This is a genomic window from Novosphingobium fluoreni (genome assembly GCF_014196615.1).
GTDB classification, from domain to species: Bacteria; Pseudomonadota; Alphaproteobacteria; order Sphingomonadales; family Sphingomonadaceae; genus Novosphingobium; species Novosphingobium fluoreni.
This window is the reverse complement of record NZ_JACIDY010000003.1, coordinates 173,447-193,473: the sequence shown is the minus strand read 5'-3', so window position 1 is coordinate 193,473 and position 20,027 is coordinate 173,447. Positions and strand designations below refer to the sequence as shown.

The window sequence follows — 20,027 nt, the reverse complement described above, 5'->3', positions numbered from 1 at the left end:
GGCACGTGCCGGGCAGATCCCGTCAAACCCTATGTAGGGCTTGCAGCTCGGTCACTCAAGGTGCCGCGTGCTCCATTTGTGCGGCCAATGTTTCCAGCCTGGCCGCGATCTGGTCGAGGCGCTGGGCGGCCGAGGGATCGAGCGTGGGCTGCGCGTCCAGCCGCCGGAACGCCTCATGCAACTGGTCCGCCAGCATCAGCGAGGCATAGAGAAGCATCCGTGGTTCGTTCTGCGTGCGCAGGCCTCCTTCGGAGACCATGGCGTCGATCATCTCGCCCAGGCGAGTGACGTGCGCTTCCTCGCCATCGGCGCAGGCGATTGTGAAGCCGCGCCCTCCGATCGTGAGTTGGACGTTGCTCATGTTTCCCGCTCGTCCAGCAGCGCATCCAACCGCGCGAGCGCCGCCTGAACGCTGCCGCGAAGCGCCACGTGCCTGCGTTCCAGATCGTCGTCCGGCGCCTTCGCGGATGCTCCGGCTGTATGCTGCGCGCACGCCTCGACGCGGGCGAGGGCAGCCTCGATCCGGTCAAGCGACGCGATGAGTGATCCCTCATCCATTCGCTCTGGCTAACGTGCAATCCCGGCGGCACAAGCATTTGCGGCAGAAAGCTGTGAATGAATATCCTCGCCAGTGCCCTACACGCGCCGGGCCGCGCCTTGACGGGGATGGCCCGAGCCGCGAAGGAGGCCGCGAAAATACGAATCGGCGTTCGCCAACCAAAGACTGCGCGGAGTACCTGCATGAGCTTCGATCCCACCCGCTACGCGCCGATGGCGAACGCCATCCGTGCGCTGTCGATGGACGCGGTGCAGGCAGCCAATTCGGGCCACCCCGGCATGCCGATGGGCATGGCCGATGTCGCCACGGTGCTGTTCAGCAAGTTCCTGCGTTTCGATCCCTCGCGCCCGGACTGGGCCGACCGCGACCGTTTCATCCTGTCCGCCGGCCACGGCTCGATGCTGATTTACTCGCTCCTTTATCTGACCGGTTATGACAGCCCGACGATCGAGGATATTCGCAATTTCCGCCAGATGGGTTCGGTCTGCGCCGGTCACCCTGAGAATTTCCTGATCCCCGGTATCGAGTGCACCACCGGCCCGCTGGGTCAGGGCTTGGCGATGGCCGTGGGCATGGCCGCTGCCGAGCGTCACTTGAACGCCACCTTCGGCGATGACCTTGTCGATCACAACACTTGGGTGATCGCGGGTGACGGTTGCCTTATGGAAGGCATCAATCACGAGGCGATCGGCCTGGCCGGCACGCTGAAGCTGGGCCGCCTCAAAGTGCTGTGGGATGATAACCGCATCACCATCGATGGCGATACCTCGCTTTCCACCACCGAAGATATCCCGGCACGTTATCGTGCTTCGGGCTGGGACGTGATCCAGTGCGATGGTCACGACTTCGCGGACATCGAGCGGGCGCTGGCGGAAGCCGACCTGTCCGAAAAGCCGACCCTGGTCGCTTGCCGCACGATCATTGGCAAGGGCTCACCGAACAAGCAGGGCGGTCACGATGTCCACGGCTCGCCCTTGGGGGCTGACGAGATCGCGCTGACCCGCCAGGGCCTGGGCTGGACGTCCGAGCCTTTCGTCATCCCCGAAGACGTGCTGGCCGATTGGCGCGAGGCGGGTCGCCGCGGTGTTGCCGCGCGTGAGGAGTGGGAGGCTCGTGCCGCCGCCGATCCGCAAGGAGCGGAACTGCAGCGCCGCATGAAGGGTGAACTTTCCGACGACGCGGATATTCGCGCCGCGTTCGATGCCTGGCTGCAGGGTGACGCCAACATCGCCACGCGCAAGGCGTCTGAAAACGCGCTGAACGTGCTGGTGCCGGCGATCCCCGAGATGATCGGCGGCTCGGCCGATCTTACCGGCTCGAACAATACCAAGGCCAAGAACCAGGCTCCGTTCACCGCAGACGATTATGCCGGTCGCTATGTCTATTACGGCATCCGCGAATTCGGCATGGCTGCGGCGATGAACGGTATGGCGCTGCACGGGGGCGTGATCCCCTACGGCGGCACGTTCCTGATCTTCTCCGACTATTGCCGCAACGCCATCCGCATGTCGGCGCTGCAGGAAACGCGCGTCGTTTACGTGCTGACGCACGACTCCATCGGCCTTGGTGAGGATGGGCCGACGCACCAGCCGATCGAGCACATCATGTCGATGCGGCTGATCCCCAATCTCAACGTGTTCCGCCCAGCCGATGTGATCGAGACGGCGGAGTGCTGGATGCTGGCGCTGCAATCGCCCAAGACACCGTCGGTGCTGGCCTTGACTCGCCAGAACCTGCCGCAGCTGCGCCACGAAGGCGGCATGCTGTCCGCGCGCGGGGCCTATCGCCTCAAGAGCGCGCAGGGCGCCCGCAAGGTAATCCTGATGGCGACCGGCTCGGAAGTGCAGATCGCGCTGCAGGTGGCCGAGAAACTGGAAGGCCAGGGTATCGGTGCAGACGTGATCTCCGCGCCTTGCCTGGAATTGTTCGAGCAGCAGGACGAAGCCTACAAACGTGATCTCCTTCCCGATGCCGACCCGTCGCAGATCCTGCGCGTTTCGATCGAGGCGGGCGTGACCTGGGGTTGGGAGCGTTACACGATGGTCAATGGCCTCAACATCGGCCTTGATCGCTTTGGCGCGTCGGCTCCCGCCAAGGACCTGTTTGCGCGCTTCGGCTTCACGGCGGATGCGATCGTTCCCCAAATTCTGGATAGAATCAGCACTTAAGAAGGAGAAGTTCTCATGGCGACCAAGGTTGCGATCAACGGTTTCGGACGTATCGGGCGCAATGTCGCTCGCGCCATCCTGGAGCGGACCGACCACGATCTCGAACTCGTTTCGATCAATGACCTCGCGAGCGCCAAGGCGAACGCTCTCCTCTTCAAGCGTGACTCGGTTCACGGTGCTTTCGAAGGCACGGTGGAAGTCGATGGTGACGATCTCGTCATCAACGGCAAGCGCATCAAGGTGACGGCGGAGCGCGACCCCGCCAATCTGCCGCACGCCGCCAATGGCGTGGACATCGCACTGGAATGCACCGGCTTCTTCACCGACAAGGACAGCGCCTCCAAGCATCTTTCGGCCGGCGCGAAGCGCGTGCTGATCTCGGCCCCGGCCAAGAACGTCGACCTGACCGTGGTTTATGGCGTGAACCATGACCAGCTCACCGGCGAGCATCTTGTCGTGTCGAACGCGTCGTGCACCACCAACTGCCTCGCCCCGATGGCGAAAGTCCTGCACGAGAAGATCGGCATCGAGCGCGGCTTGATGACCACGATCCACTCGTACACCAACGACCAGAAGATCCTGGATCAGATCCATTCCGACCCGCGCCGCGCCCGCGCTGCGGCGATGAACATGATCCCCACCAGCACTGGCGCCGCCGTGGCTGTCGGCCTCGTCCTACCCGACCTGAAGGGCAAGCTCGATGGTTCGTCGATCCGCGTGCCGACCCCGAACGTCTCGGTCGTCGACCTGACCTTCCAGCCCAGCCGCGACACTTCGGTTGAGGAAGTCAACAAGCTGCTCAAGGAAGCCGCTGAAGGCGAACTCAAGGGTGTGCTGGCGTTCACCGAAGAGCCATTGGTCTCGATCGACTTCAACCACGATCCGGCATCGTCCACCATCGACAGCCTGGAAACGGCCGTGCTCGAAGGCAAGCTGGTTCGCGTGCTGTCGTGGTACGATAACGAGTGGGGCTTCTCTAACCGCATGGTCGACACGGCCGGCGTGATCGCCAAGCTTATCTAAGCGACGCGATCAACGGATGATGCAGACGGGACGATTGGGCGGGATCGCGCGGCATGCACGGCCGCGCGGACCTATCGAGCCGATCGATCACGTCAGCGTCTCCGTCGTGGGCGGCTTGCAAGGTGACTTTCGCGGCGCGGTGAAACCGGGCGGCAAGGGGCGCCGGCAAGTCTCGCTCATAGAGGCTGATTGCTGGGACGCGGCGATGGCCGAACTCCAAGTCCGCCCCGGAGACAGGCTGCCATGGCATGCCCGCCGCGCCAATCTCCTGATCGAACATCTGCGGCTGCCGCGCGAGGCCGGCACGATCGTGGCGATCGGCGCGACCTTGCGCATAGAGATCACGCAGGAATGCGACCCATGCAGCCGCATGGAAGAATTGCTGCCCGGCCTGAAAGCCGCATTGCTGCCAGACTGGCGGGGCGGTTTTCTGGGTAAAGTATTGACGGACGGCGAGATCGCCGTGGGCGATGAAATAAGGATCGAAAGATGAGCAGTTTCAAGACCCTGGACGATCTTGGTGACGTAAACGGTAAAGTCGCGCTGGTCCGTGTCGACCTCAACCTGCCGATGCAGGATGGCAGCGTCACCGACGATACGCGCATCCGCGCTGCCGCACCGACCGTACTGGAACTGTCGCAGAAGGGCGCCAAGGTCCTGCTGCTGGCGCATTTTGGCCGTCCGAAGGGGGAGCGTGTCTCGACACAATCGCTCTCGATGGTCGTCGGCGCCGTCGAAAAGGTGCTGGGCAAGGAAGTGATGTTCGTTCCCGAGATCGCGGGTGACATCGTCAAGCAGTCCGTAGGCATCCTGCGTCCTGGCGATATTGCGATCCTGGAGAACACGCGGTTCTGGAAGGGCGAGGAAAAGAACGATCCCGACCTGGCGAAGGCGATGGCCGAAAACGCCGACTTCTACGTGAACGACGCGTTCTCCGCCGCGCACCGCGCGCATGCGACGACCGAGGGTTTGGCGAAAGTGCTGCCGGCCTATGCCGGACGCTCGATGGAGGCGGAACTGAAAGCGCTCGATGCCGCGCTCGGCAAGCCGGTGAAGCCGGTCGCTGCCGTGGTCGGCGGGGCCAAGGTCTCATCCAAGCTGGACGTGCTGACGCACCTCGTCACGCAAGTCGATCACCTGATCATCGGCGGAGGCATGGCGAACACCTTCCTCGCCGCCAAAGGCGTGAACGTCGGCAAGTCGCTGTGCGAGCATGACCTGGCGGACACTGCGAACAAGATCCTGGAAACGGCCGACAAGTCGGGCTGCACTGTGCATCTTCCGTACGAAGTCGTCGTGTCCAAAGAATTCGCGGCAAACCCGGCCAGCTTGCGCACCTGCAACGTGCATGAGGTGGCCGAGGACGAGATGATCCTGGACGCCGGGCCATCGGCTGCCGAGGCGCTGGGCGACGTACTAAAGACCTGCAAGACGCTGGTCTGGAACGGGCCGCTGGGTGCGTTCGAGATGCAGCCGTTCGATGCAGCGACGGTGGCTCTCGCCAAAACGGCAGCGGCGCTGACGCATGAGGGATCGCTGGTCTCCGTCGCTGGCGGCGGCGATACCGTTGCGGCGTTGAACCACGCCGGCGTGGCGCAGGACTTTTCCTATATTTCAACCGCGGGCGGCGCTTTCCTCGAATGGATGGAAGGCAAGGAATTGCCCGGCGTCGTGGCGCTCGAGGCCTGATCCTTCTTCCCTTATGCAACCTCTTCCCCTTATTGTGGCGGGCGAAGTCGAGAGGTGCGGGCTTCGCGCCAGCGTGCCTCGATTTCGCGCGATACGTCTGGGGCAGCGGCCAAGGCCTTCATATCATCAGGCCCTAGCCAGCGCTGAGTTGGCGCTTCCATGACGGGTCTTCCGGATACCAGCCCCGGCGTGACCGCGCAGTCACCGGCGCGTTACGTCACGCTGGACGGGATGCGCGGGCTGGCAGCGATCGCGGTCGCGCTGTTTCATTTCGATATCTACCTGATGCCTCATGGCTACGTTGCGGTGGACTTCTTCTTCGTGCTGTCCGGCTTCGTTCTTTATCGCAGCTATTTACCCCGGTTTCGGGCGGGCTTGAGTGTTGGTCGGTTCATGGCGCAGCGCTTCGCCAGGCTCTATCCTCTGTTTCTTCTGGGGCTGCTGCTGGGTATAGCGCTGGCGGTGCAGCAACTCATGGTGGGTGACCCGCACCGTCCGGTGGCGGCGAGCAAGTTGCTGAATGCCACGCTGTTCAACGCGGCAATGCTGCCATCACCGGCAACGCTGCCGCTTTATCCGTTCAACGTGCCGTCCTGGTCCTTGTTCTTCGAGGTGGTGGCCAATCTGGCGCTGATCGTGCTGATTTTCCGCCTGCCCAGGTTTGCCCTGCCGGCGATCTGTATTGTCGCGGCGATCGGCATGGTGCCGATCATCCTGGACAACGGCTCGGGCAATATTGGCGCCTTGTGGGGGGAACATGGCATCGCGCTGATGCGTACGGCATTCTCCTTCACGCTAGGGATCATCATTGCCATGCTGCCGGATCGCGGTGCTGTCCACGGGCGGCCCGCCCACTGGCTGGGCGTGGCGTGTATCCTCGCAATCGTGGTGTTACTGGCCATGCCGATGCCGCGCGAATGGTTCGCCATCTACGACTTGTCGATCATCCTGTTCTTCTCGCCAGTACTTGTATTCCTGGGCAGCCGGATCGAACCGGTACGCTTCATCGCGCCCGCCGCGGCGTTCATTGGCGAGACGTCATATGCGCTTTACGCGGTGCATTGGTCCTTCATCGAACCGATGCGTGCGGCCGTGCGGTATGTCGGCCTGGCACCGATTCCGGCAGCGACGCTGTTCATGGCGCTGATGCTGATCGCGTCCTGGGCGGCGGTGCGGTGGTATGACTTGCCGCTACGCCGCAAGCTGTCAGCGCTGCTGCGCCAGACGGATAATCGCCGGCAAACGGTGGGCGCCTGAAATGGTACAGTCCGCCATTGCCGCAGTTGCGAAAAAAGCGGGTGGCGGATAGACGTCGCCAAAGTTCAGCGATCCAATACAGGGGAAGATCATGCAGACCTCCGACATGACGGCGAAGATGGCCGCAGGCAAAGGCTTTATTGCGGCACTCGACCAGAGCGGTGGTTCGACACCCAAGGCTCTCAAGGGCTACGGCATCGAGGAGGGCGCGTGGAGCACTGAGGCCGAGATGTACGGCCTGATTCATGACATGCGCAGCCGCATCATTTCATCGCCCGCCTTCACCGGTGAAAAGGTGATCGGCGCGATCCTGTTCGAGCGCACCATGGATGGCAAGGTCGATGGCGTGCCCACCCCGCAGGCGCTGATTGCGAAGGGCGTGGTTCCCTTCATCAAGATCGACAAGGGTCTGGAAGACGAGGCCAACGGCGTGCAGCTGATGAAGCCGATGCCGGAGCTGGACGCGCTGCTGGAGCGCTCCAAGACGCTGGGCGTTTATGGCACCAAGGAGCGGTCGGTGATCAACTCGGCCAACCAGGAAGGCATTGCCGCCATCGTGAAGCAGCAGTTCGAGATCGGCCTGCAGGTTCTCAGCCACGGCATGATGCCGATGCTGGAGCCCGAGATCAACATCAAGAGCGAGACCCGCGCCGAGTGTGACGCGATCCTGCTTCAGGAAATCCTCAAGGGCCTCGACGGCTTGGACGAGGGCGTTCAAGTGATGCTCAAGCTGTCGCTGCCGGTGAAGCCCGGCACGTTCGATCCGCTGGTGGAGCATCCCAAGGTGCTGCGCGTCGTCGCGCTTTCCGGCGGTTACGAGCGCCCCGAAGCGTGCGTCGAACTGTCCAGGAACAAGGGCATCATCGCCAGCTTCAGCCGCGCGCTGCTGCAGGATCTGCGCTCGCAGATGACCGACGACGAGTTCGACAAGGCGCTGGGCGAGGCGATCGACGAAATCTACAAGGGTTCGACGCAGAAGGTCGAGGCTGCAGCCGCAGCCTGAGCGAATTTTCGAGTACCGATCTGGGGGCGGCGCTTCGAGCGGAGCGTCGCCCTTTTTCGTGCGTTGAGGCGGTCCGTCTCATCCTCGCTGCCGCTTCATGCAACCGTCTTGCCAATAAGCGCGGCTGTCAGCGCCTTGTGAGAGGGCGCCTGCGATACCAAGTCCCCGTTTTGCAAAATTCTCCGGGAGCATCGCCGTGCCTTCACCCAAGTTGTTCGAGCCGATTGAGGTCGGCGGTCTCTCGCTTGCCAACCGCATCGTCATCGCCCCGATGTGCCAGTATTCCGCCGTGGATGGCTGCATGACTGATTGGCACACGATCCACCTCGGCCATCTCGCGCTGTCGGGCGCCGCGTTGCTGACGATCGAGGCGACGGCGGTGGTGCCCGAAGGGCGCATCAGCTACGCCGATGTCGGTCTTTGGGACGATGCCACCGAAGCGGCAATGGCTCGCACGCTGAAGGCAGTGCGTTCCTATTCCGACATGCCGATCGCGATCCAGTTGGCGCACGCCGGACGCAAGGCTTCTACGGATGTGCCATGGCTGGGTGAGAAGCAAATTCCGGCCGATCACGTGAACGGTTGGCAGACCCGTGCGCCGTCGCCCGCTCCCTATGCCGAGGGAGAGGCCGCGCCGCTGGCGCTGGACAAGGCGGAGATCGCGGCGCTGGTGCAGGCCTTTGCCGATGCCGCCCGGCGCGCCGCGCGCCTGGATATCGCAGCGGTGCAATTGCACATGGCGCACGGCTATTTGATGCATCAGTTCCTCTCGCCTCTCTCCAACCATCGGGAGGACGAGTACGGCGGCAGCTTGGAAAACCGGATGCGCTTCCCGCTGGAGGTGTTCGATGCGGTGCGGGCTGCCTTTCCGGTGGATCGACCGGTCACCGTGCGCCTTTCCGGCACCGACTGGGTCGAGGGTGGCTGGGATGCCGAGCAGACTGTCGCCTTGGTCCGAGAGTTGGAAAAGCGTGGCTGCGCCGCCGCGCACATCTCCAGCGGCGGCCTGGATCCGGCGCAGAAAATCCCCGTCGGCCCCAACTATCAGGTGCCGCTCTCCCGCGCGGTGAAGCAGGCCACAACCATGCCGGTAGTGGCCGTGGGTCTCATCACGGAATTCGAGCAGGCGGAAGCCATCGTCGCCACCGGCGATGCGGACATGATCGCTCTGGCGCGCGGTATTCTCTACGATCCGCGCTGGCCTTGGCACGCCGCTGCGCATCTGGGTGCGCATGTCACCGCGCCGCCGCAGTACCTGCGGTCTCAGCCGCGCCAGTATCGCGACTTGTTCGACAAGGCTTAAGAAAAAGGGCGGGCTTCGGTGGTGAAGCCCGCCCCATCAGGGCCGCGTCGTTTGCGCAGGTCCGCCGTCAGGCGGCGAGGCGCCGGACGGGAGGCTGCAAGCGGCCGATCATGTCGATCACGGCACCGATCTGCCGCTCGTCCCAGCCGGCCTTGCGGGCTTCGTGCAGGGCAGAGGCGGGCAGCGTGTAGCCGTGATGCCAGGCTTGTACGGCCAGGCGGCGCAACGCCTCCAGCCGCTCGTTCGCCAACACCGGCGACGGAGCTTGCGGTCCCAGGATCAGCCGGGCGAGCCACGAGCGTTTGCGGCGGGGGTTAAGTGTTTCCATGCCATCGCCCCGCGCCAATTCGATCACGCGGCGCTCCAGCGCGTCGAGCGGCGCGACCTGCGGCGGCGCGACGTAGGGCTCGACCGCTTCGGGACGGCGCATCGCGAAGATCGCCGAGTGAGCGATAGGTAGAGCCGCAGGAGCGGCATCGGCGAAGTTTACGAATGCCATATCTCAATCCTCCCAAAAAGGCCCTGATGTGCGCCCCGGCGGGGGGATGGCGGGACGCACATCAGGACACGCTCCGGCACGGCGGGCGCCGGAGCCGATGAAGAAGGACGTTGATGCCGAAGGGACAGAGCGGCGGCGTTCTTCTGTACCTATCGGTATAGAAACCTGAACCGCGCCTGTCAACGGCTTTCTATACCATGTGGTAGGTTCGGCAAGCGGATTATCCGAAAAGTCCCGGTGGCGGGGAATGCGCGTACATGTCCCATCGCCCACGTTGACTTGGCGCAGGCTATCACGCATCCGTCCGGCCACTCGCTGACAGCGCGGGAGAGATCGCCGACGATTCGCGAAAACGGGTCTTGGTGACGCCGAAGGAGCAACCGCCCCGGAAACTCTCAGGCAAAAGGACCGCGCTTCGTCGATAGCGATACTCTGGAAAGTGCCGATCCCCGTCCGGGGGCGGCCGCCGAAGGTGTAACCCCGATCCGCTTTTTGCGGGAACCGGGGGAAAGCTCTCAGGCTTCCGTGACAGAGGGGGCACCTGTTGGGTGTGCCAAGTCTGTGCGGAGCTGTGCCTTGAGCGAAATCGATTCCTTTGATGACGAGGAAGCCGTCCTCGAAACGCAGCGCCTGCCGCTGGACTTGTGGCATCGCGAACGGGGCGGCCGCATGGTCGAGTTCGCCGGCTACTGGATGCCAGTGCAATACGAAGGCATAATCGCCGAGCATCTCTGGACGCGTGAGAGTGCTGGCCTGTTCGATGTCAGCCACATGGGGCAGCTGGAAATCTCCAGCGAAGACGGCGACCACGCCGCCGCTGCAAAGGCGCTGGAGGCACTGCTTCCGGGGGAAATATCCGCGTTGAAGCCGGGGCGCCTGCGCTACTCGCTGTTGCTGGATGAGAATGGCGGCATTCTCGACGACCTGATGGTCACCAACCGGGGCAGCACGTTCTACCTTGTCGTGAACGGGGCCACCAAATGGGACGATCTCGCGCATCTGCGCGAACATCTGCCCGATACGATAACTCTCAACCACCTCGACGAGCACGGACTGCTGGCGCTGCAGGGCCCCAAGGCCGTGGAGGCGCTGGCCCGGTTGGGTCTGGAACCCGCGATGGCGGACGGGCCGCAACTGGTCGATCTCAAGTTCATGCAGGCCGCTCCCTATCTGTGGGGCGATCGTCCGCTCGGTATCAGCCGGTCGGGCTATACCGGTGAGGATGGCTTCGAGATTTCCGTGCGGGGTGAGCATATCGAGGCGCTGGCCACAGCACTTTGCGAGCAGCCGCAGGTTAAACCCATCGGCCTGGGTGCGCGAGACTCCCTGCGTCTGGAAGCCGGCTTGCCACTTTATGGCCACGACCTTTCGCCCGATACCGACCCGGTCACCGCAGGCCTGACTTTCGCCCTTTCCAAGCGCCGGCGCGAGGACGGCGGCTTTTTGGGGGCGGAGCGGATACTCCCGCTGCTGAACGACGGTACGGCCACCACCCGGGTCGGCCTTGTCCTGGAGGGCCGGATGGCCGCGCGAGAGGGTGCCAGCGTCTGGTCGGGCGAACAGCAGGTCGGCACTGTCACCTCGGGCGGTTTCTCTCCCACGCTTCAGCGCCCCATCGCCATGGCCTATGTCGAGCGACCCTGCGCCGCCGAAAACACGTCTCTTGAGGTAGAGGTACGCGGCAAGCGTCTTGTCGCCAGCGTCGTGCCCATGCCTTTCGTCCCCCACCGCTATCATCGCTGAGGATTGTTTCATGACCCGCTATTTCACCAAGGATCACGAGTGGATCGAAGTCGACGGCGATACCGGCACGGTCGGCATCACCGATTACGCGCAGGGCCAGTTGGGTGATATCACCTTTGTCGAGTTGCCGGCCGAGGGCGCGAGCGTCGGCAAGGGCGATGCCGTCTCGGTGGTGGATTCCGTGAAGGCGGCATCGGATGTGTACAGCCCGGTTTCCGGCACCGTGGACCAGGCCAATGCCGCGCTCGCCGATGAGCCCGAACTGGTCAACAGCGACGCCGAAAAGGGCGGTTGGCTGTTCCGCTTGACCCTGACCGATCCAGCCGAGCTGGACGGCTTGATGGACGAAGCCGCGTACAAGGCTTTCGTCGAGGCGCTTTGACGGGCCTTCGCGCCCTCCGCGACATGCTGTTGAACTTGCGCTCCCCTAGCGGGAGTAGGCTGGCCTTTTTTCGGAGCTAACCATGCGTTACCTGCCACTTACCGCGGATGATCGGGCCGCGATGCTGGGCATCATCGGCGCAACCAGCGTGGATGATCTGTTCGTCGACGTTCCCGCCGAAGCGCGCTTGTCCGGACCGATCGTAGGGCTGCCGCTCCATGCGAATGAACTGGCCGTCGAACGCCACATGACGCGGCTGGCCTCGCAGAACCTATCGGCCGGGAGCGCGCCTTTTTTTCTGGGTGCCGGGGCCTATCGCCATCACATCCCCGCCTCGGTCGATCACCTGATCCAGCGCGGTGAGTTTCTGACGGCTTATACCCCGTACCAGCCGGAGATCGCGCAGGGCACGCTGCAGGTCCTGTTCGAATTCCAGACGCAAGTGGCGCGGTTGCTGGGTACCGATATCGCCAATGCCTCGATGTACGATGGTTCGACGGCGTGCTGGGAAGCGATCCTGATGGCAGGCCGGATCACCCGCAAATCACGCGCGGTGCTGTCCGGCGGGCTGCATCCGCATTACGCGCAAGTTGTGAAGACGATGGCGCGCTTCACGGGCGATACGATCGACGCGCGCCTGCCCGAGCTTTCGGCTGAGGCGGACGATGCCGCGGTGATTGCCGCTATCGATGCTGATACGTCGTGCGTCGTGGTCCAATACCCGGACATCCTGGGCCGCATCCCCGATCTCGCGGCGATCGCGGCGGCGGCACAGGCGAAGGGCGCGCTGCTGATTGCGGTGGTGACGGAACCTGTCGCACTCGGCTTGATCGAAGCTCCGGGCAATTTGGGGGCGGATATCGTGGTGGGAGAAGGGCAGTCGCTTGGCGTAGGCCTGCAGTTCGGCGGGCCGTATCTCGGGCTGTTCGGCTGTCGCGAAAAATTCGTGCGGCAGATGCCGGGGCGGCTTTGCGGTCAGACCGTGGACGCGGAAGGAAAGCGTGGCTTCGTCCTCACCCTTTCGACCCGAGAGCAACACATCCGGCGTGAGAAAGCGACGAGCAATATCTGCACGAATTCAGGACTCTGTGCGCTGGCTTTCAGCATTCACATGACATTGTTGGGCGGCGAGGGATTGGCCCGTCTGGCCAAGGTCAACCACGCCCGCGCGCAGGCCATGGTCGCGCGCCTGGCAAAGGTGCCTGGCGTTTCCTGCCTGAATACGACCTACTTCAACGAAGTAACGCTGCTGCTTCCTCAGGATGCGCGTGAAGTTGTGCGGGTGCTGGCGGATCGCGGCGTGCTGGGCGGCGTTTCGCTCGGTCGCCTTTATCCGGGCGTCGAGGGTTTGGCGAACGGGCTGCTCGTCACCGCTACCGAGACCGTCACGGACGAGGACATCGAGACTTTCGCCACCGAACTTGCAGGAGTGCTGGCATGAGCGCCGCAAACGCCGCCGGATGGCGACCGACGATGGGAGACACGACGCCGCAGGGCGAGAATTTCACAACTAAAAGCGGCGATTACGGCTTGATGCTGGAAGAGCCTCTAAGCTTCGAGATTGGCGGCAGGGAAAAGTGCGGCGTCGATCTGGATGACCCGCAAGGTGCTCCAGTCGCGGGCTTGCCACTGCGCAAGGCTGCACCGGACCTGCCTGGCCTGACCGAGCCGGAGACGGTACGGCACTACACGCGTCTCTCCCGTCAGAACTATGCGATCGATCTCGGGCCGTTCCCGCTGGGTTCGTGCACGATGAAGCACAATCCGCGTCTCAATGAAAAGGTCTCCCGCCTGCCGGGCTTCGCCGACGTCCATCCGTTGCAGCCTCAATCCAGCGTGCAGGGCGCGCTGGGTGTTATCAATGAACTGGCGCACTGGCTGATCGCGCTGACCGGGATGCACGGCGTGGCGATGACGCCCAAGGCCGGCGCGCATGGCGAGTTGTGTGGCCTGCTGTGCATCAAGGCGGCGATCGAGGCGCGTGGGGAGCAGCGCGGCGTGATCCTGGTTCCGGAAAGCGCCCACGGCACCAACCCGGCGACGGCCGCGTTCGCCGGCTTCAAGGTCGAAAGCATTCCAGCGAATGCCGCGGGGCGGGTCGATCTGGAGGCGCTGAAGGCCCGCCTCGGCCCCGATATCGCCGGGATCATGATCACCAATCCCAACACTTGCGGCTTGTTCGAGCCAGACATGAAGGCGATTTCGGACGCGGTGCATGCCATCGGCGGTTACGTCTATTGCGACGGTGCCAATTTCAACGCGATCGTCGGCAAGGTCCGCCCCGGCGATCTTGGTATCGATGCCATGCACATCAACCTGCACAAGACATTCTCCACGCCGCACGGCGGCGGCGGGCCAGGTTCCGGCCCGGTGGTCCTGTCAGAGGCGCTCTCGCCGTACGGTCCCTTGCCGTTCACCGCCAAGACAGCGGATGGCGTGATCCATCTGGTGGAGGAGGAGAACGCGCAGGCGTTTGACCACTCGCAAGGCTTCGGCCGCATGTCGGCATTCCACGGGCAAATGGGCATGTTTACGCGCGCGCTCACGTATATCCTCAGCCACGGCGCGGACGGCTTGCAGCAGGTGGCGGAGGATGCGGTCCTGAACGCGAACTATGTTCTGCGCAGCCTGGAGGACGTGCTGCAGGCACCCTTCGCTGAGAGCGGTCCTTGCATGCACGAAGCGCTGTTCAGCGATCGGGGATTTGCGGACGGGTTCTCGACACAGGATGTCGCCAAGGGCCTGATCGACGAGGGCTTCCACCCGATGACCGTCTATTTCCCTTTGGTGGTGCACGGCGCGATGCTGGTGGAGCCTACCGAAACCGAAAGCAAGTCCGGGCTGGACCGCTTCATCGCTTCGCTGCGTAGCTTGGCGGAACGGGCCAAGGCAGGGGATCGCAGCTTGCACTCTGCGCCGCATTTTGCGCCTCGTCGCCGATTGGACGAGACACTGGCGGCTCGAAAGCCGATTCTGGTCTGGAAGGGGGAGCCGGGGCCTGCCGGGTTGCCGTCACCCAGCGAAATCGGCGATCGATAGTCCATCGCCGCAAGTTTCGGACGGTTGCCGGGGCGGACCCCGCCAACCGTCCAAAATCACTTACAGTGCGCGGTCTGCCGCTTCACCGACCGACTGTACGTCCTTGCCGGCACCCTTGACGGTGTTGCAGGCCGAAGCGCTGAGGGCGATGCTTCCGGCAACGAGCGCGAACACAACTTTCTTGAGCATTTTTGATCCTTTCGCATGCGCAGGCATCTAGAGCGAAGCTCAGCGCCTGCGCTGCGAAACAGTCGATGCAGCGCCATGTTCCCGTTTGCGACGGTTCAATCTTCTTCCATCGCATTTGCCGGCGGTATCGCGCGCGACAAGCGGTGTTCCCGCCAGATGATGATAAGGCCAGCCCCGATGATCAGAGGGGCGCCGAGCCACGTGACGCTGGGTGGCAACCGGTCCCAGACCAGCCAGCCGAACAGGGTCGACCAAATCAGCGCGGTATAATCCATCACGATCACGGTGGAGACGGCTGCCTGCCGCAGCGACAGGGTTATGAGCAGCTGGCCCGCGGTACCGGAAAGGCCGATGCCAAGCAGCACCAGGATGTCCCCCAGATCATGCCGGGTGGCATAGAAGGGCAGCATCAGCGAGGCGATCAGCGCGCCGAACACCGCGAAGTAGAAGACGCAGGCGATCGGGTCTTCCGTTCGCGTCAGGTCTCGGATCTGGAAGGCGGCAACGGCCACCACCAGCGCGGAGCCGAGCCCGGCGACAATCCCCAGCAGGGGGACTGGAGCATGTCCGGGCTGGGCGATGATCACGACGCCGGCAAAGCCCAGCGCCACGGCGCTCAGCCGCCACCAGCCGACGCGCTCATGCATCACCAGGACGGAAACCAGGACCGCGAACATCGGGGCCGTGAAACCGATCGTCGTCGCCTCCGCCAACGGCAGCATCACGGCGGCGGTCACATTGCAGAACAGCCCTGCAGTCCCCACGGCGGCGCGAGCGGCGTGGCTTTTCCAGCGACGGGTCCGCAAATTGCCCAGCCGACCCATCAGCGCCAGCGCGACGAACATTATTGGGATGGTCGTCGCCTGCCGCCAGAACATCACCTCAGGCGTCGCGATCCCGCGCTCGCCCGCGAGCTTTAGCAGCATCACCAGCGTCGACATCAGGAGCATCGCGGCGGCGCGAAAAAGGAGACCCAGGATCGGGCGTTCGGTGCGAGCAGTCACCCAATCGCGCTTTAATTGCTCATGAAATCCGGGCAAGGCGCGCCGATGGACAATCCGGGCATATGGTGCGCCGCGGCGGGTATCATCGCGGCTATGATCTCCATCATGGCATGGCTGGGCGATCGCGCCCGGATGCGCCGCGATGAACTGGATCGCGTGGGCTTCGTGCCCTGGCGCGCCGTGTCCTTCTGGTCGACGGTGCTGGCCATCCTGCTGATCGCCGGCGCGATCAAGCTATGGCAGGACGGCTGACGATCAGAGGCAGGCCTCCAGGTAGGCCTGATCGAAGCCGAACTGGCGCGCTTTTTCCAGCGTATAGGGACGCAGGCCCGAGGGCCGGAACTCGCCGATGATCTTGCCCTCGTCCGTCTCGTCGAGATATTCGAACTTGAACAGTTCCTGCGTGATGATCACGTCACCCTCCATCCCGATCACCTCGGTGATGTTGGTGGTGCGGCGCGAACCATCCCGCAGGCGCTTTACCTGTACGATAAGATCCACCGACTCTGCGATCTGGCGACTGATTGCTTCCTTCGGGATCTTGATGTCGCCCATCAGGATCATGTTCTCCATACGGCCCAGGCATTCGCGCGGGCTGTTGGCGTGGAGCGTGCACATCGAACCATCGTGACCGGTGTTCATCGCGGCGAGCAGGTCGAAGCACTCCGCGCCGCGAATTTCGCCCAGGATAATGCGGTCAGGACGCATACGCAGCGCGTTCTTCACCAAGTCACCGATGGAGATCGCGCCTTGGCCTTCCAGGTTCGGCGGGCGGGTTTCCAGGGGAAGCCAGTGTGGCTGCTGCAGGCGAAGCTCGGCCGCGTCTTCGATCGTCAGCACGCGCTCACCCGGATCGATCATCTTCGACAGGGCGTTGAGCATCGTCGTCTTGCCCGAGCCGGTACCGCCCGAGATGACGACGTTCATTCGGCATGCCCCCGCGATCTTCAGCACGGTCGCCATCTTCTCGCTCATCGAGCCAAAGCCCTGCAGCATGTCGATGGTGATCGGCTTCTCGGAAAACTTACGAATCGAGATCGCCGTTCCGCGCAACGAAAGCGGCGGCACGATCACGTTGACGCGGCTGCCGTCCTTCAGGCGGGCGTCGGCCAAAGGCGTCGTCTGGTCGACGCGGCGGCCCACCTGGTTGACGATGCGCTGGGCGATCTGGAACAGATGCTGCTCATCGCGAAAGCGGATGCCGGCCAATTGCAGGCGGCCGTTCTTTTCGATGTAAGTCTGGTTCGGGCCGTTGACCATGATGTCCGAGATGTCCGGATCATTCAGCAGCTCTTCCAGCGGGCCGAAACCGAGCAGCTCATCAATCAGCACCTTTTCCAGCGCGAACTGCTCGCGGCGGTTGAAGGTGATCTTCAGCTCGGCCAGCACCTCGATGATGATCGGGCGGAATTCCTCGGACAGCTCGTCCTTGGTCAGCGTCGCCGCCGCCTCGGGGTCGACGCGTTCCAGCAGGCGCGGCAGCACCTGCTCCTTGATCTTGTGGATCGAGGCTTCGAAGCCGTCCTGCTCGGCCTGTTCGTGAACCGCATTGGCGCGATCGGCCAGCCGCGACATCGCATCGTCGGCCCGGTTCAGCGGCGGCGTGGCCAAGAGGTCTCCACCAGGCACAGGCGGAAACTGCTCGCCACCGGGAAGCGGCGCTTGCGGAGCGCGATCGGGTGCAGGGCCCTTCAGGGGCTTGGCCACACCGAAGGCGGGCCGTGCGCCCGGATTCATTCCGCCGATGCCGTTGCGTCGCCCGAATGCCGTCATTGATCCACCAACCCCTTGCGCGATCGCCGCTACGCGCTCGCCGTGCGTCTGAATGAAAGGCGGTATTAAGGATGAAGCTTTGATAACTTCCTAATGCCGCAAAAATCGCGTGCGGCACGGGTTGGTCATCAGCGTTGGGTGGTGAAGACCGCCGCATCGCGTTGTTGCCAGGTCATGCGCAGACCATCGCGGTGCGGGATCGCCGCCGGATCAGGGCCGATTACCCAGACGTGGCTGAATGCCTTCAGCGGCAACGCGGCTATCGCCTGCGGCAGTGTCGGCGTCATCCCACAGCGCTGCGGATAGAACAGTTGTCGGTCGTCGGTGGCGAATGGCCCGGCCACTGCGTAGGAAACCGTCAACGGGTTCATCGCGGAATTGGCCCACTGGTCGTTGACGAAGGCATGGCGGCGTACCAGCGCCATGCTGCCGATATGCGAGAACCAGGGCAGGGCCCACTCTTTGTGGCAAGGTAGCTCTACCAAGGTAGCGAGCCGGGCATGTTCGGGGATAGCGGAGAGGGCAGCCAGGTGCCGTTCCAGTTCCGCCTCGCGCTCACGATAGACAGTGCCGGTGATCACCAAGCGCAAGACGAGGTAAGCCAGCGCCATGCCCATCAGCACGCGCCAGGCAGTGCCACTGACATTTTCGCGCAGGCTGAGTAGCGCCACGATCAGGACATAAGGGGCCAGCCGCATGTCGGCGAAGACGGAGCCAAACACTTGCCCCGGCAGAAGCAGGAAGGCTGCCAGTGCGATTGCCGCGCCCCATCCCAGCCTACGGTCGACCGAAACCTGAGGCAGCACGAAACCTGCTACCGCCGCCAGGACCAGAGATAGGGCGCAGAGGAGATCGAACTGGTGGAAGTTTAAGCGCTGCATGGAAAGCAGCCAGGAGACCTTCTGCGCAATATCGAACCAGCCATCGATCCCCGAGCCGGTGGCGCTGCTTCGCCAAAGCAGCATTGGCAATAGAGGTGCCAGCAGCGGCCATTCGTCGCGTATCGTATTCACCGCGACGCTCTGCAGGGAACGTCGCGCGCTCCACTGCCGCGCCAGCGTCTCTCCGGTGCACAAGATGCCCAGGAAGGCCCAACCGAACGTGTGACACAGCCAGACCGCCAAGCCGATCGGAACGAATAGCAGGGAGCGGACCGTTCCCGGCCCCAGCCGCAGCCACAATGCAAATGCCAGCAGTGCCAGGGCCATCGCCAGCGAGAAGTTGAGGAAGCCCCAGGTGAACGGAAGCGCGTAGATCAGTGGCAGGGCCAGCACGGCAAAGGCCGTAACCCGCCCGTGGATCATGCGAGACAGCAGCAGGATCGCGCTGCCCGCCAGGATCGGTACCAGCGCCAAGGCCGATTTCACCGTGGCGGTCAATCCGAGCAGCGGATGCAGGGCTTCGACGATCAAGTCAGCGCCCAGATTACCGATAACCTGCCAACGAAAATGGAAGAACTGCTGCAGCCACGGGTCGTCTTGCAACCCGGTCTGCAGAGCATAGCGCCCGGTATGCCCCAGCACGTCGATCATCGGTGGGGTGCGAAGGATAAGCACCGGCAGCGTAGTGAACAGCACCAACAACGCTGCGCCCGCCCAGCTCTGCGGCGAACTTGCCTTGGAAGGCAGTGCAGCGGAATGCTCACCCGCTTTCGTCGGGGCAGCACGCATCCTATCTTGCATCGTGATGCCTGATCCCAACCCGGAGACCTGCTGGCTTTGCGAACGCCCACTTGGCCGACGTGTCGAACGACACCATCCGGTTCCTAAAAGCCGCGGTGGGCGCGATACTGTTGCGGTGCATCCGATCTGCCATCGAACGCTGCACGCTACTTTCGCGAATGTTGAACTGGCGCGGCTTGGGCAACATGTGGAAGCGCTGCGCCAGAACTCTGCGATAGCGACTTATCTTCGCTGGATCGCGGGCAAACCGCCGGATTTTCACGCCTCCACGGCCAAACGACGGCGTTGAGAAGCGGACCGAAAAAGCCGTGACGACAGACACAGCAGGCCGGATGGCGGCGCCGCCGCTCATTATCAGCCGCTTGTCAGGACCTCAGCCCTCGGCGTGTTCGGCCAGCACCGTAAGACCATTCGCGCCCACTTCGGCGAAGCCGCCCTGGATGCGAACTTCTTCCGGCGCGCCGTTCTCGGTGCGATAGATCTTCAGAGGACCGTCCTTGATCGTGGTCATGAACGGCGCGTGGCCCTGCAAAACGCCCATCTCGCCCTCTGTGCCAGGGATGACGACCATGTGCACCTCTTCCGAGCGGACGAGGCGGGCCGGGGTCACGAGTTCGAAGTGCAGTGCCATAGTCGAATATCCCTCGCTTCAGTTGAGGGTCCTCATGCTCCCCTCCCGTTTGCGGGAGGGGCTGGGGGAGGGCCTGTTTATCC

At 63.5% G+C, this 20,027-nt stretch carries 21 protein-coding genes and 2 riboswitches; of the genes, 12 read left to right on the top strand and 9 right to left on the bottom strand.

Annotated features, from left to right (window positions below; translation table 11 throughout):
- Positions 1 to 55 precede the first annotated feature (55 nt).
- Positions 56 to 361: a cell division protein ZapA gene (locus tag GGR39_RS08070; protein ID WP_183616664.1), complete on the bottom strand. Its 306-nt coding sequence runs from the start codon at positions 359 to 361 to the stop codon at positions 56 to 58.
- A complete protein-coding gene (locus GGR39_RS08065; RefSeq protein WP_183616663.1) occupies positions 358 to 558 on the bottom strand; it encodes a hypothetical protein in 201 nt (66 codons plus the stop codon). Before GGR39_RS08065 ends, GGR39_RS08070 begins: the two co-directional genes overlap by 4 nt.
- A 183-nt stretch (positions 559 to 741) precedes the next feature.
- On the opposite strand from GGR39_RS08065, the gene tkt reads away from it, so the two are divergent.
- From tkt to GGR39_RS08030, 7 genes are all read left to right on the top strand, one after another.
- Positions 742 to 2,727: a transketolase gene (gene tkt / locus GGR39_RS08060; RefSeq protein ID WP_183616662.1), complete on the top strand. Its 1,986-nt coding sequence runs from the start codon at positions 742 to 744 to the stop codon at positions 2,725 to 2,727.
- Between the two features lie 15 nt (positions 2,728 to 2,742).
- Positions 2,743 to 3,750 (top strand): type I glyceraldehyde-3-phosphate dehydrogenase, encoded by a 1,008-nt coding sequence (gene gap / locus GGR39_RS08055; RefSeq protein WP_058737592.1) that lies wholly within the window; start codon positions 2,743 to 2,745, stop codon positions 3,748 to 3,750.
- A gap of 16 nt (positions 3,751 to 3,766) precedes the next feature.
- Positions 3,767 to 4,243 (top strand): MOSC domain-containing protein, encoded by a 477-nt coding sequence (locus GGR39_RS08050; protein ID WP_246388482.1) that lies wholly within the window; start codon positions 3,767 to 3,769, stop codon positions 4,241 to 4,243.
- Complete coding sequence (locus GGR39_RS08045; RefSeq protein WP_183616660.1) at positions 4,240 to 5,439, top strand: phosphoglycerate kinase; 1,200 nt, start codon at positions 4,240 to 4,242, stop codon at positions 5,437 to 5,439. Before GGR39_RS08050 ends, GGR39_RS08045 begins: the two co-directional genes overlap by 4 nt.
- Positions 5,440 to 5,598: 159 nt before the next feature.
- Entirely contained in the window at positions 5,599 to 6,696 is a 1,098-nt protein-coding gene (locus GGR39_RS08040; protein ID WP_183616659.1) for an acyltransferase family protein, read from the top strand.
- A gap of 91 nt (positions 6,697 to 6,787) precedes the next feature.
- Entirely contained in the window at positions 6,788 to 7,699 is a 912-nt protein-coding gene (locus GGR39_RS08035) for a fructose bisphosphate aldolase (protein ID WP_183616658.1), read from the top strand.
- Positions 7,700 to 7,895: 196 nt separating this feature from the next.
- The gene (locus GGR39_RS08030) at positions 7,896 to 9,002 is read left to right on the top strand and encodes an oxidoreductase (RefSeq protein ID WP_183616657.1); all 1,107 of its coding nucleotides are present in this window, start codon (positions 7,896 to 7,898) and stop codon (positions 9,000 to 9,002) included.
- Positions 9,003 to 9,069: 67 nt separating this feature from the next.
- Here the strand turns inward: GGR39_RS08030 and GGR39_RS08025 are convergent, their stop codons facing one another.
- A complete protein-coding gene (locus tag GGR39_RS08025; RefSeq protein WP_183616656.1) occupies positions 9,070 to 9,501 on the bottom strand; it encodes a hypothetical protein in 432 nt (143 codons plus the stop codon).
- Positions 9,502 to 9,815: 314 nt separating this feature from the next.
- Positions 9,816 to 9,922: riboswitch (glycine riboswitch) on the top strand.
- A gap of 1 nt (position 9,923) precedes the next feature.
- Positions 9,924 to 10,043: riboswitch (glycine riboswitch) on the top strand.
- 34 nt (positions 10,044 to 10,077) lie between these two features.
- Between GGR39_RS08025 and gcvT the strand changes: the two genes are divergently transcribed.
- The 4 genes from gcvT (at position 10,078) to gcvPB (ending at position 14,665) form a co-directional block, all read left to right on the top strand.
- On the top strand, positions 10,078 to 11,244 hold the full coding sequence (gene gcvT, locus GGR39_RS08020) for a glycine cleavage system aminomethyltransferase GcvT (RefSeq protein ID WP_183616655.1): 1,167 nt from the start codon (positions 10,078 to 10,080) through the stop codon (positions 11,242 to 11,244).
- A 10-nt stretch (positions 11,245 to 11,254) separates the two neighbouring features.
- Entirely contained in the window at positions 11,255 to 11,626 is a 372-nt protein-coding gene (gene gcvH / locus GGR39_RS08015) for a glycine cleavage system protein GcvH (protein WP_183616654.1), read from the top strand.
- Positions 11,627 to 11,708: 82 nt separating this feature from the next.
- Entirely contained in the window at positions 11,709 to 13,067 is a 1,359-nt protein-coding gene (gene gcvPA, locus GGR39_RS08010) for an aminomethyl-transferring glycine dehydrogenase subunit GcvPA (RefSeq protein WP_183616653.1), read from the top strand.
- Entirely contained in the window at positions 13,064 to 14,665 is a 1,602-nt protein-coding gene (gene gcvPB, locus GGR39_RS08005; protein WP_183616652.1) for an aminomethyl-transferring glycine dehydrogenase subunit GcvPB, read from the top strand. Before gcvPA ends, gcvPB begins: the two co-directional genes overlap by 4 nt.
- A 60-nt stretch (positions 14,666 to 14,725) precedes the next feature.
- Here gcvPB and GGR39_RS08000 read toward each other — a convergent pair whose 3' ends face one another.
- Positions 14,726 to 14,854 carry an entericidin A/B family lipoprotein gene (locus GGR39_RS08000; protein ID WP_183616651.1) on the bottom strand — a complete coding sequence of 43 codons (129 nt, stop codon included), beginning with the start codon at positions 14,852 to 14,854 and terminating at the stop codon, positions 14,726 to 14,728.
- Between the two features lie 95 nt (positions 14,855 to 14,949).
- Positions 14,950 to 15,858, bottom strand: coding sequence for a DMT family transporter (locus GGR39_RS07995; RefSeq protein WP_343055827.1), 909 nt, complete (start codon positions 15,856 to 15,858; stop codon positions 14,950 to 14,952).
- 45 nt (positions 15,859 to 15,903) lie between these two features.
- Between GGR39_RS07995 and GGR39_RS07990 the strand changes: the two genes are divergently transcribed.
- Positions 15,904 to 16,110 carry a hypothetical protein gene (locus tag GGR39_RS07990; RefSeq protein WP_183616855.1) on the top strand — a complete coding sequence of 69 codons (207 nt, stop codon included), beginning with the start codon at positions 15,904 to 15,906 and terminating at the stop codon, positions 16,108 to 16,110.
- Positions 16,111 to 16,113: 3 nt separating this feature from the next.
- Here GGR39_RS07990 and GGR39_RS07985 read toward each other — a convergent pair whose 3' ends face one another.
- From GGR39_RS07985 to GGR39_RS07970, 4 genes are all read right to left on the bottom strand, one after another.
- Positions 16,114 to 17,631: a TadA family conjugal transfer-associated ATPase gene (locus tag GGR39_RS07985; RefSeq protein ID WP_183616650.1), complete on the bottom strand. Its 1,518-nt coding sequence runs from the start codon at positions 17,629 to 17,631 to the stop codon at positions 16,114 to 16,116.
- Positions 17,632 to 17,759: 128 nt separating this feature from the next.
- Positions 17,760 to 19,301 (bottom strand): hypothetical protein, encoded by a 1,542-nt coding sequence (locus GGR39_RS07980; RefSeq protein WP_183616649.1) that lies wholly within the window; start codon positions 19,299 to 19,301, stop codon positions 17,760 to 17,762.
- Between the two features lies 1 nt (position 19,302).
- Positions 19,303 to 19,665 (bottom strand): hypothetical protein, encoded by a 363-nt coding sequence (locus GGR39_RS17530; RefSeq protein WP_183616648.1) that lies wholly within the window; start codon positions 19,663 to 19,665, stop codon positions 19,303 to 19,305.
- 21 nt (positions 19,666 to 19,686) lie between these two features.
- Positions 19,687 to 19,944 carry an ATP synthase F1 subunit epsilon gene (locus GGR39_RS07970; RefSeq protein WP_183616647.1) on the bottom strand — a complete coding sequence of 86 codons (258 nt, stop codon included), beginning with the start codon at positions 19,942 to 19,944 and terminating at the stop codon, positions 19,687 to 19,689.
- Positions 19,945 to 20,027 lie beyond the last annotated feature (83 nt).

What these genes read in the sequence shown, in the direction of transcription:
- GGR39_RS17530 (WP_183616648.1), bottom strand. Translation starts at nt 19,665, where the DNA reads ATGAGCGGCGGCGCCGCCATCCGGCCTGCTGTGTCTGTCGTCACGGCT.
- GGR39_RS07970 (WP_183616647.1), bottom strand. Translation starts at nt 19,944, where the DNA reads ATGGCACTGCACTTCGAACTCGTGACCCCGGCCCGCCTCGTCCGCTCG.
- GGR39_RS08040 (WP_183616659.1), top strand. Translation starts at nt 5,599, where the DNA reads ATGACGGGTCTTCCGGATACCAGCCCCGGCGTGACCGCGCAGTCACCG.
- GGR39_RS08000 (WP_183616651.1), bottom strand. Translation starts at nt 14,854, where the DNA reads ATGCTCAAGAAAGTTGTGTTCGCGCTCGTTGCCGGAAGCATCGCCCTC.
- GGR39_RS08065 (WP_183616663.1), bottom strand. Translation starts at nt 558, where the DNA reads ATGGATGAGGGATCACTCATCGCGTCGCTTGACCGGATCGAGGCTGCC.
- GGR39_RS08070 (WP_183616664.1), bottom strand. Translation starts at nt 361, where the DNA reads ATGAGCAACGTCCAACTCACGATCGGAGGGCGCGGCTTCACAATCGCC.
- GGR39_RS08025 (WP_183616656.1), bottom strand. Translation starts at nt 9,501, where the DNA reads ATGGCATTCGTAAACTTCGCCGATGCCGCTCCTGCGGCTCTACCTATC.
- gcvH (WP_183616654.1), top strand. Translation starts at nt 11,255, where the DNA reads ATGACCCGCTATTTCACCAAGGATCACGAGTGGATCGAAGTCGACGGC.
- GGR39_RS08045 (WP_183616660.1), top strand. Translation starts at nt 4,240, where the DNA reads ATGAGCAGTTTCAAGACCCTGGACGATCTTGGTGACGTAAACGGTAAA.
- tkt (WP_183616662.1), top strand. Translation starts at nt 742, where the DNA reads ATGAGCTTCGATCCCACCCGCTACGCGCCGATGGCGAACGCCATCCGT.
- GGR39_RS08050 (WP_246388482.1), top strand. Translation starts at nt 3,767, where the DNA reads ATGATGCAGACGGGACGATTGGGCGGGATCGCGCGGCATGCACGGCCG.
- gcvPA (WP_183616653.1), top strand. Translation starts at nt 11,709, where the DNA reads ATGCGTTACCTGCCACTTACCGCGGATGATCGGGCCGCGATGCTGGGC.
- gcvPB (WP_183616652.1), top strand. Translation starts at nt 13,064, where the DNA reads ATGAGCGCCGCAAACGCCGCCGGATGGCGACCGACGATGGGAGACACG.
- gap (WP_058737592.1), top strand. Translation starts at nt 2,743, where the DNA reads ATGGCGACCAAGGTTGCGATCAACGGTTTCGGACGTATCGGGCGCAAT.
- GGR39_RS07990 (WP_183616855.1), top strand. Translation starts at nt 15,904, where the DNA reads ATGGACAATCCGGGCATATGGTGCGCCGCGGCGGGTATCATCGCGGCT.
- GGR39_RS07980 (WP_183616649.1), bottom strand. Translation starts at nt 19,301, where the DNA reads ATGCGTGCTGCCCCGACGAAAGCGGGTGAGCATTCCGCTGCACTGCCT.
- GGR39_RS08035 (WP_183616658.1), top strand. Translation starts at nt 6,788, where the DNA reads ATGCAGACCTCCGACATGACGGCGAAGATGGCCGCAGGCAAAGGCTTT.
- GGR39_RS07985 (WP_183616650.1), bottom strand. Translation starts at nt 17,631, where the DNA reads ATGACGGCATTCGGGCGACGCAACGGCATCGGCGGAATGAATCCGGGC.